10 protein-coding genes are annotated in these 14,864 nt (G+C 71.4%); 9 read left to right on the top strand and 1 reads right to left on the bottom strand.

Annotated elements, in window-relative coordinates:
• The 4 genes from QSK39_RS42660 to lgt are packed head-to-tail and all read left to right on the top strand — an operon-like array spanning position 1 to position 4,774.
• The gene (locus tag QSK39_RS42660; protein WP_285483483.1) at positions 1–1,434 is read left to right on the top strand and encodes an APC family permease; all 1,434 of its coding nucleotides are present in this window, start codon (positions 1–3) and stop codon (positions 1,432–1,434) included.
• A complete protein-coding gene (locus QSK39_RS42655) occupies positions 1,431–2,555 on the top strand; it encodes an amidohydrolase family protein (protein ID WP_285483482.1) in 1,125 nt (374 codons plus the stop codon). Before QSK39_RS42660 ends, QSK39_RS42655 begins: the two co-directional genes overlap by 4 nt.
• On the top strand, positions 2,552–3,721 hold the full coding sequence (locus QSK39_RS42650) for a M20 metallopeptidase family protein (protein WP_285483481.1): 1,170 nt from the start codon (positions 2,552–2,554) through the stop codon (positions 3,719–3,721). Before QSK39_RS42655 ends, QSK39_RS42650 begins: the two co-directional genes overlap by 4 nt.
• 18 nt (positions 3,722–3,739) lie before the next feature.
• Positions 3,740–4,774 carry a prolipoprotein diacylglyceryl transferase gene (gene lgt, locus QSK39_RS42645; protein WP_285483480.1) on the top strand — a complete coding sequence of 345 codons (1,035 nt, stop codon included), beginning with the start codon at positions 3,740–3,742 and terminating at the stop codon, positions 4,772–4,774.
• 3 nt (positions 4,775–4,777) lie between these two features.
• Here lgt and QSK39_RS42640 read toward each other — a convergent pair whose 3' ends face one another.
• Positions 4,778–5,563, bottom strand: coding sequence for an SDR family oxidoreductase (locus tag QSK39_RS42640; RefSeq protein ID WP_285483479.1), 786 nt, complete (start codon positions 5,561–5,563; stop codon positions 4,778–4,780).
• 311 nt (positions 5,564–5,874) lie between these two features.
• Here QSK39_RS42640 and gltB point away from each other — a divergent pair, with 311 nt between their 5' ends.
• The 5 genes from gltB (at position 5,875) to QSK39_RS42615 (ending at position 14,800) form a co-directional block, all read left to right on the top strand.
• Complete coding sequence (gene gltB / locus QSK39_RS42635; protein WP_285483478.1) at positions 5,875–10,428, top strand: glutamate synthase large subunit; 4,554 nt, start codon at positions 5,875–5,877, stop codon at positions 10,426–10,428.
• Positions 10,421–11,929, top strand: a complete 1,509-nt coding sequence (locus QSK39_RS42630) for a glutamate synthase subunit beta (RefSeq protein WP_285483477.1) — start codon at positions 10,421–10,423, stop codon at positions 11,927–11,929. The genes gltB and QSK39_RS42630 overlap by 8 nt, the downstream gene beginning before the upstream one ends.
• A 159-nt stretch (positions 11,930–12,088) precedes the next feature.
• Entirely contained in the window at positions 12,089–12,976 is an 888-nt protein-coding gene (locus QSK39_RS42625) for a trypsin-like serine peptidase (protein WP_285483476.1), read from the top strand.
• 81 nt (positions 12,977–13,057) lie between these two features.
• Positions 13,058–14,449 (top strand): alpha/beta hydrolase, encoded by a 1,392-nt coding sequence (locus QSK39_RS42620; RefSeq protein ID WP_285483475.1) that lies wholly within the window; start codon positions 13,058–13,060, stop codon positions 14,447–14,449.
• A 42-nt stretch (positions 14,450–14,491) separates the two neighbouring features.
• Entirely contained in the window at positions 14,492–14,800 is a 309-nt protein-coding gene (locus QSK39_RS42615) for a hypothetical protein (protein ID WP_285483474.1), read from the top strand.
• Positions 14,801–14,864: the final 64 nt, after the last annotated feature.

The following is a 14,864-nucleotide window of genomic DNA, read 5'->3' as shown; positions in this document are numbered from 1 at the left end:
GTGTCAGACACCGTCGAAACCCGTCCAGGGCTGCGCCGCTCCCTCTCCGTCTGGCAGGCCGTCGGCCTGTCCGTGGCGTTGATGGCCCCCAGCATGGCCGCCAACATCAACCCCCAGCAGACCGCGGCCGCCGCCGGCCGCGCCGTCCCGCTCGCCTTCCTGCTCTCCGCGGTCGGCGTCCTGCTGGTCGCGTACGGCTTCGTCAAGCTCTGCCGCTACTACCAGCACGCCGGTTCGGTGTACGCGTTCGTCGGCGCGACGCTCGGCCCGCGTGCCGGCGTCGTCTCCGGCATCGGCCTCCTCGGCACGTACACGTTCTACGCCGTCGTCACGAGCTCGGCCGCGGGCACGCTCGGCACCGCGTTCCTGACCCAGGTCGGGATCTGGCCCGACCCGCCGTCGTGGGGCCCGTTCGTGCTGACGGCCGTCGCGCTGATCGGTGCCTGGCTGCTGTCCGTGGTGCCCGCCCGCCGCGGCACGAGCACGCTGCTCGCCGTCGAAGGCGCGACCATCGCGGTGATCCTGCTGGTCACGGTGGTGATCCTGGTCCGGCTGCTCGCCGGGAACGCGCCGAGCGGCGCGCGCTTCACCCTGGACGTCTTCGTCCCGGACACCGGCGTGTCCGGCGTGTTCCTCGGTGCGGTGTTCGGCTTCCTCTCCTTCGCCGGGTTCGAAGCCGCCGCGACGCTCGGCGAGGAGACCCACGACCCGAAGCGCAACATCCCGCGCGCGATCCTCGGCACGGCGATCTTCGGCGGGATCTACTTCGTCGTCGTGACGGCGGTCGAGATGATGGCGTTCGGCACGGACGCGACGGCGTTCCACGACTCCCCGTCCCTGCTCGGCGACCTCGGCAGCCGGTACGCGGGCGCGTGGGTCGGCGACGTGATCAGCGTCGGCGCGGCGATCAGCGCGTTCGGCTGCTGCCTGGCCTGCGTCGTCGGCGGCTCGCGGCTGCTGTTCGCCCTCGGGCGTGACGCCTACGGCGGGCGCGGCATCGGCCGGACGTCCGGCCGGGGCACGCCGGTCGCCGCGGTCGGCGTGGTCACCGGCGCGGCGGCGCTGATCATCCTGGTGTGCGCGCTGTTCTTCGGCGCCACGGCGTCGGACACCTTCGCGTGGTCCGGCTCGATCGGGACGTTGATCCTGCTGGTGATCTACCTGCTCACGACGGCCGGCGCGATCCTGCTGCTGTTCGTGAAGCGCCGCATGCGCGTGCCGGGGTGGCACCTCGTGTTCCCGGTCGGCGCGCTCGCCGTGCTCGGGTACACCGTGTACGTCAACGTCGTGCCGTACCCGACCGAGGGCCCGGCGCGGTGGTTCCCCGTGGTGGCCGGCGGGGTGCTGGTGCTGGCGGTGATCTTGGTGCTGTCCGCGCCCGGCTTCGCTCGTAGGGTGGGGGAGAGGCTCGGCACCGTGGACGGAGGCGCATGACCGACCTGCTCCCGTTCGTCGCGGATCTGCCGCTGGTGGACCACCACTGCCACGGCGTCGTGACGCAGGACGTGGCTCGCGCGGACTTCGAGGCGATGCTGACCGAGGCGGACACGACGTCGCCGCTCGGGACGAGCCTGTTCGACTCGCTGATCGGGCTGGCGGTGCGCGAACGCTGCGCGCCCGTGCTCGGCCTGCCGAAGCACGCCCCGGCCGATGCCTACCTCGAACGCCGCGCCGAGCTGGGCGCGGCCGAGGTGGCGCGGCGGTTCCTGCGGGCCACCGGCACCACGGACTTCCTGCTGGATGGCGGGTTCCTGCCGGACGCGCTGACCACGACCGGGGAGTTCGCGGACCTGGCCGGCGCCCGCGCGCACGACATCGTCCGGCTGGAACAGGTCGCCGAAGCCGTGATCCGCGGGAGCACGGCCAAGGGGTTCGCCGCGAACTTCGCCGCCGAGCTGGGGAAACGCGCCGAGACCGCCGTCGGGTTCAAGTCGATCGCGGCCTACCGCGTCGGCCTCGAACTGGCGGGGGAGCGGCCGACGCCGTCGGAGGTCGAAGCCGCGGCGGGACGCTGGCTGCGCGGCGGGAACCCCCGGCTCGCCGACGAGGTCCTGCACCGGTTCCTCGTGTTCACCGGCCTCGACCTCGGCCTGCCGGTGCAGTTCCACGTCGGGTACGGGGACGCCGACGTCGACCTGCACCGGTGCGACCCGCTGCGGCTGACCGGGCTGCTGCGGGCCACGCGCGACCGCGGCGTGCCGATCCTGCTGCTGCACAACTACCCGTTCCACCGCAACGCCGCCTACCTCGCGCAGGTCTTCGAGCACGTCTTCGTCGACGTCGGCCTCGCCACCCACAACGCGGGCTTCCGCGCGCCGGCGATCCTGGCCGAGCTGCTGGAGATCGCGCCGTTCGGGAAGGTCCTCTTCTCCACCGACGCCTTCGGCCTGGCCGAGCTGTACCACCTGGGCACGGCCCTGTTCCGCCGGGGACTCTCGGACTTCCTGCGCGCCGGGCTCGCCGCCGGTGCGATGTCCGAAGTGGACGCCGTCCGGCTGTGTGCTTTGGTGGGACACGAGAACGCGAAGAGGATCTACCGCTGGGAGCACGCGTGAACGACCTGTGGGAGAGGTGGACCGGGGCGATCGAGGAGGAGCTGCCGGCCGCGATCGAGCTGAGGCACGCGGTGCACGCCGACCCGCGCGGCTCCGGCGACGAGGACGACACCGCCCGGCTGGTCGCCGAAGCCCTCGACGCGGGCGAGGGCACCCGCGTCGCCAAGACCGGCCGCGCGATCCCGCTGCCCGGCGGGGAGGGCCCGGCCGTCGCGCTGCGCGCCGAGCTCGACGCCCTGCCGGTGCTGGAGGGCACCGGCGTGCCGTGGGCGTCGGAGAACGGCCTGATGCACGCGTGCGGCCACGACGTCCACCTCGCCGCGCTGGTCGCGGTCGGCCGCGCGGCGGTGCGCGTCGGCGTCCCGCGGCCGATCCTCGCGCTGTTGCAGCCGCGCGAGGAGACGTCGCCGCCCGGCGCGCTCGACGTCGTCGAGTCCGGGGTGCTGGCCGAGGCCGGGGTGGACGCGGTGATCGGCGCGCACGTCCAGCCGCGGATCGCGCACGGCGTCGTCGCGGCAGTGCCCGGCCCGGTGAACGCCTCGACCGACGAGTTCGAGGTGACCATGCACGGCCAGGGCGGCCACGCCGGCTACCCGCAGCTGCTGCGCGACCCGATCCTGGCGGTGTCGCAGCTGGTCGTGAGCCTGCAGCAGCTCGCGTCGCGCCGGATCGACCCGGTGTTCGGCGCGGTCTGCTCGATCGGCCGGATCCAGGGCGGCGCGGCGGCCAACGTCGTCCCGAACAGCGCGAGCGCGTTCGGCTCGCTGCGCCTGATGCGGGAGAAGGACCGCGAGCGCGCGCTGGCGGCGCTCGCGGAGATCGTGCACGGCACGGCGAAGGCGCACGGCTGCACCGCCGAGCTGGAGATCAACCCGTGCGAACCCGTGCTGGCCAACGACCCGGAGCTGGCAGCGGGCGCGCGGCGCTGGCTGAGCCACGCGGGTTTCGCCGTGGACGACCAGTTCCGTTCGTTCGGCGCGGACGACTTCGCCCACTACTGCGGCGGGGCGACGCGGGGCCTGATGCTGTTCGTCGGCCTCGGTGACACCGCGGGCGTCCCCAGCCTGCACGACGAACGGTTCCTCCCGCGCGACCAGGCCGTGGTCCAGGTGGCGCACGCGCTGGTGGCGGGGTACCTGGCCGCCTTGGAGGCTCCTACGCCTTAGCGCTACGGTGGCCGCGTGATGAGCGCCTACCTCGCGACGATCCCGAGCCCCGACCAGGGCGTCTGGCACCTGGGGCCGATCCCGGTCCGTGCGTACGCCCTGTGCATCATCGCCGGCATCATCGTGGCGATCTGGTGGGGTGAGCGGCGCTGGGCCGCCCGCGGCGGCACCAAGGGCACGGTCATCGACATGGCCGTGTACGCCGTGCCGTTCGGCCTGGTCGGCGGCCGGTTGTACCACGTCATCACCGACCCCGAGCTGTACTTCACCGAGGGCAAGAACCCCTGGAACGCGTTCGCGATCTGGGACGGCGGCCTCGGCATCTGGGGTGCCATCGCCCTCGGCGCGGTGGGCGCGCTCATCGCGTGCCGCCGCAAGGGCGTCCCGCTGCCGGCGATGGCGGACGCGATCGCCCCGGGCATCGTCGTCGCGCAGGCCATCGGCCGCATCGGCAACTACTTCAACCAGGAGCTCTACGGCGCGCACACGGACCTGCCGTGGGGCCTGGAGGTCTACCAGCGCTTCAACCCGGACGACCCGAACAACCTGCTGAACGGCGTCGCGACGGGGCACATCCCGCTGCCGGAGAGCCCGGTCCACCCGACGTTCCTGTACGAGCTGATCTGGAACCTGCTGGTCGCGCTGCTGGTGGTCTGGGCGGACCGCAGGTTCAAGCTCGGCCACGGGCGGGTGTTCGCGCTGTACGTCGCCGGGTACACGGTGGGCCGCGGCTGGATCGAGATGATGCGGACCGACACGGCGAACCACATCCTCGGCCTGCGGGTCAACGTGTGGACGTCGATCCTGCTGTTCGTCGCGGCGGTGGTGTACTTCGTGCTCGCCGGCAAGCGCGGGCCGCGGGAGCTGCCGGAGACGCTGCGGAGCAAGGACGCGCCCGGCCCGGACGAGACGCCGGTCGACGACAAGCCGGTCGAGGACACTGCCCCGAAGGACGAGGAGCCCGAGCACGCGAAGGTGGCGGCCGAGGCTCCGGCGGAGAAGTCCGCCGAAGAGGTCCCGGCGGAAGAGCCGAAGAAGACCGACGAGAGCTGAGCGTCAGAGGTCGGGCAGGCCCAGCTCCAGGTTGGGCTTCTGCAACCCGCCGTCGACCTCGAGGATCTTGCCGGTGAGGTACCCGCCGGCGCGTGACGCCAGGAACACCACCGTGGCCGCGATGTCCTCCGCCTCGCCGATGCGGTGCAACGGCGTCGCGGACTCCATCTTCTCCTTCAGCTCCGGGTTGCCGACGACGATCTCCAGCGCCGACGTCGCCACCGAGCCCACCGAGATCGCGTTCACCCGCACCTTCGGCGCCAGGTCCGCCGCCGCCAGCCGCGTGTAGTGGGCCAGGGCCGCCTTCGCCGTTCCGTACGCCGCGAAGCCGCGGCCGGACAGCCGGCCCATCACCGACGAAATGTTGACGATCGAGCCGCCCGACTCCACCAGGGAGGGGGCCGCCGCCACCGTCAGCGCGTGGGCCGTCGCCACGTTGAAGCGGAACGCTTCCTCCATGAAGTCCGCGGTCGTCTCCAGCAGGGGCCGCGGGTACGTGCCGCCGACGTTGTTGACCACCAGGTCGAGGCGGCCGAACTCCGCCACCGCCGTCGACGCCAGCGCCGCCGCGGCCTCCGGGGAGGACAGGTCCACCGGCACGGTGTGCGCACGGCGGCCGAGAGCCGAAACGCGCGAGGCCACCTCGTCGAGCTGAGCGGAAGTGCGGGAGGCGATGACCACGTCGGCGCCCGCTTCGGCGAGGGCCACGGCCGTGGCCGCACCGATCCCTCGCCCCGCGCCGGTGATCACCGCGACCTGGCCGGTGAGCTTGAACCGATCGAGGATCATGCGGCGAAATGTAACACGTTCTAGTGAGCGGGGACACAATCCCGAGGTGCCGCGTCAGGCCCGTCACGTTAGGCTTGACGGGAGTTTCCGGGCCGTATACTTAGCAGAACGAACTACCGGGAACCCATCAGGAACTACGTCGTTCCGCGCAGCCAGATCGTTACCGTCCGACGCCGTTCGGCGCGCTCTGAAGTGCTGCTGGCATGTTTCCCAGGTGTTAAAGTCGCGCTAACAAGCGGGCCATCGTCGTCCCGTGCGCTCCCGGCCGGTAGCCCGGCCCCGCACGACAAGACGACGAAGGAGGTCCCTTCATGATCTTCTCCGCCATTCCCGGCAAGCAGGGTCTCTACGACCCGGAGACCGAACAGGACTCCTGCGGTGTGGCCATGGTGGCCGACATCCGCGGGCGCCGCTCCCACGGAATCGTCACCGACGGCCTGGCCGCGCTGACCAACCTCGACCACCGCGGTGCCGCCGGCGCCGAACCCACCAGCGGCGACGGCGCCGGCATCCTGGTGCAGCTGCCCGACAAGCTGCTGCGCGCCGAAGCCGGCTTCGTGCTTCCCGAACCCGACTCCCACGGCCACCACTCCTACGCCGCCGGCATCGCGTTCCTGCCCGAAGACGCCGAGCAGCGCCGCAAGGCCGTCGAGCTGGCCGGGCGCATCGCCGTCGAAGAAGGACTGGAAGTCCTCGGCTGGCGCGAGGTACCCGTCGACGCCGACCGCGCGGACATCGGCCCGACCGCCCGCTCGGTCATGCCGCACTTCGCGATGCTTTTCGTGGCCGCGGAAGGAAAAGCGGGCCTCGAGCTCGACCGCCTGGCGTTCTGCCTGCGCAAGCGCGTCGAGCACGAAAGCGCGAACTCCGGCTGTGGCACGTACTTCCCGTCGCTGTCCTCGCGGACGATCGTCTACAAGGGCATGGTGACGCCAGAGCAGCTGCCCGCGTTCTTCGCCGACCTGCGGGACGAGCGGCTGGAAAGCGCCATCGCGCTGGTGCACTCCCGCTTCTCCACCAACACCTTCCCGTCGTGGCCGCTGGCCCACCCCTTCCGGTTCGTGGCCCACAACGGCGAGATCAACACGATCCGCGGCAACCGCAACCGCATGCGGGCCCGCGAGGCGCTGCTGGAGTCCGAAGTCCTCGAGGGCGACCTGTCCCGGCTGTTCCCGATCTGCTCGCCGGACGCGTCCGACTCGGCGTCCTTCGACGAGGTCCTCGAGCTGCTGCACCTGGGCGGCCGCTCGCTGCCGCACGCGGTGCTGATGATGATCCCGGAGGCGTGGGAGAACCACGCCACGATGAAGCCGGAACGCCGTGCCTTCTACCAGTTCCACGCGAGCCTGATGGAGCCGTGGGACGGCCCGGCGTGCGTCACCTTCACCGACGGCACCCTGGTCGGTGCGGTGCTGGACCGCAACGGCCTGCGTCCCGCGCGCTGGTGGCGCACGGCCGACGACCGCGTCGTGCTCGCCAGCGAGGCCGGCGTCCTCGACGTCGCCCCGAAGGACGTCGTCGCCAAGGGCCGGCTCAAGCCCGGCCGGATGTTCCTCGTGGACACCGAAGCCGGCCGGATCGTGGACGACGAAGAGGTCAAGTCCGCGCTCGCCGGGAAGCTCCCGTACGAAGGCTGGCTGCACGCCGGCCTGCTGAAGATCGCCGAGCTGCCCGACCGCGACCACGTGGTGCAGAGCCACGACTCGGTGCTGCGCCGCCAGCTTTCCTTCGGTTACACGGAAGAAGAGCTCAAGATCCTGCTCGCGCCGATGGCCGAAAAGGGGGCCGAGCCGATCGGCTCGATGGGGTCGGACACCCCGCCCGCGGTGCTGTCGAAGCGATCCCGGCTCCTCTACGACTACTTCAAGCAGAACTTCGCGCAGGTGACCAACCCGCCGCTCGACGCGATCCGCGAAGAGCTCGTCACCTGCATGGCGCGGATCATGGGCCCGGAGCGCAACCTCCTGGCCCCCGGCCCGGCGTCCTGCCGGCACCTCAAGCTGCCGTACCCGGTGATCGACAACGACGAGCTCGCCAAGCTCATCCACATCAACGACGACGGCGACCTCCCCGGCTTCGCGTGCAGCGTCCTTTCCGGACTGTACGAAGTGGACGGCGGGGCCGAGGCGCTGGCCGGCGCGATCGAGCGGGTCCGCCGCGAGGCGTCCGAGGCGATCGCGGCCGGCGCGCGCACGCTGGTGCTGTCCGACCGCGACTCCGACCACCGGATGGCGCCGATCCCGTCGCTGCTGCTGGTCTCCGCGGTGCACCACCACCTGGTCCGCACCAAGGAACGCCTGCGCGTCGCGCTGGTCGTCGAATCCGGCGACGCGCGCGAGGTGCACCACATCGCGCTGCTGCTCGGCTACGGCGCCGCCGCCGTGAACCCGTACCTGGCCTTCGAGACCATCGAAGACATGATCGGCCAGGGCGCGGTCACTGGCATCGAGGCCGCCAAGGCGATCCGCAACTACGTGCAGGCGCTGGTCAAGGGTGTCCTGAAGATCATGTCCAAGATGGGCATCTCGACGGTCGGCGCGTACACCGCCGCCCAGGTCTTCGAATCCCTCGGCCTGGCGCAGGACCTGCTCGACGAGTACTTCACCGGGACGTCGTCGAAGCTCGGCGGCGTCGGTCTCGCGGTGCTCGCCGAAGAGGTCGCCGTCCGGCACCGCCGCGCGTACCCGGACAACCCGACCGAGCGCGTCCACCGTGGACTCGACACCGGCGGCGAGTACGCCTACCGCCGCGAGGGCGAGCTGCACCTGTTCACGCCGGAGACGGTGTTCCTGCTGCAGCACGCGTCCAAGACCGGCCGCGAAGAGGTGTACCGCAAGTACACCGAGGAGGTGCACCGCCTCTACCGCGAGGGCGGCACGCTGCGCGGCTTGTTCTCCTTCCGGAGCGGCATCCGCGAGCCGATCCCGCTCGACGAGGTCGAGCCCGCCGAAGCGATCTTCAAGCGCTTCAACACGGGCGCGATGTCGTACGGCTCGATTTCGGCCGAGGCGCACGAAACCCTGGCGATCGCGATGAACCGGCTCGGCGGCCGGTCCAACACCGGCGAGGGCGGCGAAGACCCGGAACGGCTTTACGACCCGGAGCGCCGCAGTGCGATCAAGCAGGTCGCGAGTGGACGGTTCGGCGTCACGAGCGAGTACCTCGTCAACGCCGACGACATCCAGATCAAGATGGCGCAGGGCGCGAAGCCCGGCGAGGGCGGCCAGCTGCCGCCGAACAAGGTGTACCCGTGGATCGCGCGGACCCGGCACTCCACGCCGGGCGTCGGCCTCATCTCCCCGCCGCCGCACCACGACATCTATTCCATCGAGGACCTGGCGCAGCTGATCCACGACCTCAAGAACGCCAACGAGCACGCCCGCATCCACGTGAAGCTGGTGTCCTCGCTCGGCGTCGGCACGGTCGCGGCAGGCGTGTCCAAGGCGCACGCGGACGTCGTGCTCATCTCGGGCCACGACGGCGGCACCGGCGCGTCCCCGATGAACTCGCTCAAGCACGCGGGCACGCCGTGGGAGATCGGCCTCGCCGAGACCCAGCAGACGTTGCTGCTCAACGGCTTGCGCGACCGGATCACCGTGCAGGTGGACGGCGCCATGAAGACCGGGCGCGACGTCGTCATCGCGGCGCTGCTCGGCGCCGAGGAGTACGGCTTCGCGACGGCCCCCCTCGTCGTCGCGGGCTGCATCATGATGCGCGTCTGCCACCTCGACACCTGCCCGGTCGGCGTCGCCACGCAGAGCCCCGAGCTGCGCAAGCGCTACACCGGCCAGGTCGAGCACGTCGTCAACTTCTTCAAGTTCGTCGCCGAAGAGGTCCGCGAGACCTTGGCGTCGCTGGGCTTCCGCACGCTCGACGAAGCGATCGGGCACGCCGAGCTGCTGAACACCGACGAGGCCGTCGACCACTGGAAGGCGTCCGGTTTGGACTTGGCGCCGATCTTCGAGGTGCCCTCGGAGACCCCGTACGGCGGCGCGAAGCGGCGTACCCGCGGCCAGGACCACGGCCTCGAGCACGCCCTGGACCGCACGCTCATCCAGCTCGCCGAGGCGGCTCTGGAAGACGCGCACCCGGTGCGGCTCGAACTGCCGGTGCGCAACGTGAACCGGACCGTCGGCACGCTGCTCGGGTCGGAGATCACCCGCCGCTACGGCGGGGACGGCCTGCCCGAGGGCACGATCCACGTGCTGCTCACCGGGTCGGCGGGCCAGTCGCTCGGCGCGTTCCTGCCGCGCGGCATCACCCTCGACATGGTCGGCGACGCGAACGACTACGTCGGCAAGGGCCTGTCCGGCGGCCGGATCGTCGTCCGGCCCGACCCGGAAGCGTCCTTCGCCGCCGAGGCGCAGACGATCGCGGGCAACACGATCGCCTACGGCGCGACCGGCGGCGAGATCTTCCTGCGCGGCCAGGTCGGCGAACGCTTCTGCGTCCGCAACTCCGGCGCCACCGTCGTCGCCGAGGGCGTCGGCGACCACGCCTTCGAGTACATGACCGGCGGCCGCGCCGTCGTGCTCGGCCCGACCGGGCGCAACCTGGCGGCCGGCATGTCCGGCGGCATGGCGTTCGTGCTCGACGTCGACCGCAAGAAGGTCAACCAGGACATGGTGGACCTGCTCAAGCCGACCGCGGACGACCTGGTCTGGCTCAAGAAGACCGTGCAACAGCACTACGATCTCACCCGCTCCGCGGTGGCGGCCTCGCTGCTCGGCGACTGGCCGCGCCGCTCCGTGGCGTTCACCAAGGTGATGCCGCGCGACTACCAGCGGGTCCTGGACGCGGCGAAGGCGGCGAAGGCCGCCGGCCGCGACGTCGACGAGGCGATCATGGAGGCCGCTCGTGGCTGACCCGACCGGTTTCCTGAAGTACGACCGCGAAGAGCCCAAGAAGAAGTCCAAAGAGGACCGTCTCCACTCGTGGGGCGAAGTCTATGCGGACGTCGACCCGGGCGAGCGCAACGAAAAGGTGCGCAAGCAGGCGTCGCGGTGCATGGACTGCGGCATCCCGTTCTGCCACTCCGGCGGTTCGGGCTGTCCGCTGGGCAACCTGATCCCCGAGTGGAACGACCTGGTTCGCCGCGGCGACTGGGCGGCGGCGAGCGACCGGCTGCACGCCACCAACAACTTCCCCGAGTTCACCGGGAAGCTGTGCCCGGCGCCGTGCGAGGCGGGCTGCGTCCTGTCCATCTCGCCGGACTCGGGCGGGCCGGTGGCGATCAAGCGCGTCGAGCAGACGATCGCCGACCAGTCCTGGGAAGCGGGTTACGTCCAGGCGCAGGTGGCGGAGGTGTCGTCCGGGCAGCGCGTCGCGGTCGTCGGCTCCGGCCCGGCCGGGCTCGCCGCCGCCCAGCAGCTGACCCGCGCCGGCCACGAGGTCACGGTGTTCGAGCGCGACGACCGCCTCGGCGGCCTGCTGCGCTACGGCATCCCCGAGTTCAAGATGGAGAAGAAGGTCCTCGACCGGCGCCTCGCGCAGCTGCGCAAGGAAGGCACCAAGTTCGTCACCGGCTGCGAGGTCGGCGTCGACCTCTCGGTGGACGACCTGCGCGCGCAGTACGACGCGGTCGTGCTCGCGGTCGGCGCGCTGCGCGGCCGCGACGACAAGGTCACCCCGGGCCGCGAGCTGGCCGGCGTCCACCTGGCGATGGAGCACCTGGTGCCGGCCAACAAGTTCGTCGAGGGCGACGGCCCGCCGTCGATCGACGCGCACGGCAAGCACGTGGTGATCATCGGCGGCGGCGACACCGGCGCCGACTCCTACGGCACGGCGACCCGCCAGGGCGCGCTGTCGGTGACCCAGCTGGACCAGTACCCGACGCCACCGTCCACCCGGGACGACGAGCGGTCGCCGTGGCCGACCTGGCCGTACATCCTCCGCACCTACCCGGCGCACGAGGAGGCGGGCGAGCGGAAGTTCGCGGTCGCGGTCAAGCGGTTCGTGGGCGACGACGAGGGTCGCGTGACCGCGGTCGAGCTGCAGCAGGTCCGCGTCCGGAAGGACCCGACGACGGGCCGCCGCGAGGTCATCCCGGTCAACGACGAGATCGAGACGCTGCCGGCCGACCTGGTCCTGCTGGCGATCGGCTTCGAGGGCGTCGAGGAGATGCCGCTCCTGGAGGGCCTGGGCCTGTCCCTGACCCGCCGGGGCACGCTGTCGTGCGGCGCGGACTGGCAGACGGAGACCCCGGGGGTGTTCGTCTGCGGCGACGCCCACCGCGGCGCGTCCCTGGTGGTGTGGGCGATCGCCGAGGGCCGTTCGGTGGCCAACGCGGTCGACGCGTTCCTGACGGGCGCGTCCGACCTCCCGGCCCCGGTCCACCCGACGGCGCTGCCGCTCGCGGTCGTCTGATCTTCGGTTCTTCGGAGGCCCCCTCGCCACTGGCGAGGGGGCTTTCGACCGTTTCGACCCATTACGCCGAACGGTGGCTGTGCTCTGCGTACACGGACAACTACTTTCGAGTAACTGTGCCGGTTTCGCGGCAATTCACCTCGGCGGAAGGTGGGCGTCTTGAAGCACACGGCTATCCGGACCGCGGTCGTCACCGCGGTCCTCTCCCTCGCGTTCGCCCTGGTCGGCATGCCCGCCCAGGCCGCGCCGAAGCCCTTCTGGACGCCCGATGCCATGCGGGCGGCCATCCCGATGGACAACCTCGTCAAGGCGCCCGCGTTCACGCCGAAGGACGTGGCGCGCGGGAAGAGCGCCGTCATCCGGAGCATCCCCAACGGCGGTGGCGCCTGGACCGGCGGCGGCCAGGTCACCCACACCGCCGGGCGCGTGTTCTTCGTCTTCAACGGCCAGAACGCCTCCTGCTCCGGTGACGCCGTCACGAGCACCAACGGCAGCGTCGTCGTCACCGCCGGGCACTGCGTCAAGTACCAGGGCACCTGGCACACGCAGTGGACCTTCGTACCCGGCTACACCAACGGCAACGCGCCCTACGGCCAGTGGGCGGCCAAGTCCACGCTGACGACTCCGCAGTGGGAAGCCAGTGAGGACATGAACTACGACGTCGGCATGGCCGTCGTGAACCCACTCAACGGGCAGCGGCTCACCGACGTTGTCGGCGCGCAGAGCATCGCCTTCAACCAGCCGAAGAACCAGAGCATGTACACCTTCGGCTACCCGGCCGCGGCGCCCTACGACGGCACGAAGCTGATCTACTGCAGCGGCAGCACGTTCACCGACTTCCTGCTGACCAAGGACCACGCCATGAACTGCACCATGACCGGCGGCTCGAGCGGCGGGCCGTGGTTCCTGTCGTTCAACGAAGGCACCGGCTCCGGCGTCCAGGCCTCGGTGAACAGCTTCGGCTACACCTTCCTGCCCGGGTACATGTTCGGGCCGTACTTCGGCACCGACGCGCAGAACCTGTACAACCGCGCGCAAGCCGCGTGACCCGCGTCAGCCCGGGGGAGGACGTCGGGTTCCGTCCCCCGGGCTGACGTCTCCGCGCGACCGCCGGGCCACGCTCGGAGCATGCGAAAAGCGTTGGTACTCCTGGCTTTCCTGCCCTTGCTCGCCACGCCGCCGGCGGACGCGTCCACTCGTCTCGAGTGGACGGCGCCCTGCCCGGACTACGGCATGTCGCCGTCGCCCACGGCCGGGCTCGAATGCGCGAGACTGCGCGTGCCGCTCGACTACGCGCATCCGGGGCGCACCATCGAGCTGACCCTCTCCCGGCACGCCGGCACCCCGGGCAAGCGCCGCGGCGTGCTGCTGATGAACCCCGGCGGCCCGGGCAGCCCGGGGCTCGCGATGCCCGCTCAGCTGTTGCAGCGGATGGGCGGATCCGGCCTGCCGGACGCCTACGACGTCATCGGCTTCGACCCGCGCGGCACCGGCTACAGCACCCCGGTGACCTGCGATCTGACGCCCGAGCAGCGTGGCGCCGTGCTCGGCCCCTACGCGGACGGCCCGCGTGACGTCGTGGCCACCGCGGCGAAAGCGCGTGTAGTCGCGAAGCAGTGCGGCGAGGCGGCAACGGCGGACCTGCTGCCGCACATGACGACCGCGAACACCGCGCGCGACCTCGACCGCATCCGGGAAGCGCTGGGGGAGCGGAAGATCTCCTACTACGGGCTCTCCTACGGCAGCTACCTCGGTGCCGCCTACGCGTCGATGTTCCCCGCCCGCGGCGACCGGATCGTGCTCGACAGCGTCCTCGGCCCGCGCGGCCTCGACGTCCGCGCCAACCAGCGCTTCGCCGAGGGCTTCGACGACCGGTTCCCGGACTTCGCCGCGTGGGCCGCCGCTCGCGACGACCTCTACCACCTGGGGCGGACCCCGGCGGCGGTGTCGGCGAAGTTCTTCGAACTGGCCGCGACCCGGGGTCCGGAGTTCCGTTCGGACACGTGGAACGGGCTCTACGACGACGCGTCCTTTCCCGCCCTCGCCGCCGAGTGGGCGGGCACCGCGCGCGTCGCGGCGGGGCCGCTCGGCGGCGACACCCGCGCGTCGCTGCAACTGCAGGTGATCTGCAACGACTCCGACTGGCCCGAGCGGATCGGTTACTACCGGCGCGCGGTCGAGCGCGAACGGGTGCGCCACCCGATGTTCGGCCCGGCCGCGGCGAACGTGAACCCGTGCGCGTCCTGGCCCGTCGAGCGCACCGAAGCGCCGGTGCGCGTCGGCGGCCCCGGGCCGGCGAACGTCCTGCTGGTGCAGAACCTGCGCGACCCGGCGACCCCGCTGTCCGGAGCACGCGAAACGCGAGCGGCGTTCGGAAACCGGGCGCGGATGGTGACCGTCGACGCGGGCGGCCACGGCGTCTTCACGCGGGAAAACGCTTGCGGGAACGCCGCGGTGCTGGGCTATCTGCGTGACGGGGTCTTCCCCGCGGTGGACGGTCACTGCCAATCTGGTCGGTGAGGGGGCCGTTTCCCCCTCGCTGGGGAAATGAGGGAAAGAATCATGAAAAGAATGGTGCTGTTCGCCGTGTCCGCGCTGGCCACGATGCTGCTGACCGCGCCGGCCGCGTCCGCGCGGACCACGGCGTGCATTCCGGAAAGTCTCGTCCTGGTGGGGTTCACCAATTCTCTCTGCCTGTCGGTGCCGACGCCGTCGATAACGCCGCCGTTCACCGCGGTCGCCGAACAGAACGGCAGTCAGAACACGTGGTGCCTGTTCACCGGTGAGAAGTACACCGGCGCCCTGCTGCGGGTGCCGGCGTTCTCCCGCGTGAACGTGGGGGCGACGTTCACGTCCGGCCGTCCCTGCTGAACCGCGGCCCGCGCGGCGGGGGACGTGGTTCTCCCGCCGTGCGGACTCCGGCCGGCCGCGAGGC

The sequence above is a fragment of the Amycolatopsis sp. NBRC 101858 genome, from assembly GCF_030269325.1.
In the GTDB taxonomy this organism is placed as follows: domain Bacteria; phylum Actinomycetota; class Actinomycetes; order Mycobacteriales; family Pseudonocardiaceae; genus Amycolatopsis; species Amycolatopsis ponsaeliensis.
This window is presented reverse-complemented; position numbering and strand designations above follow the sequence as displayed.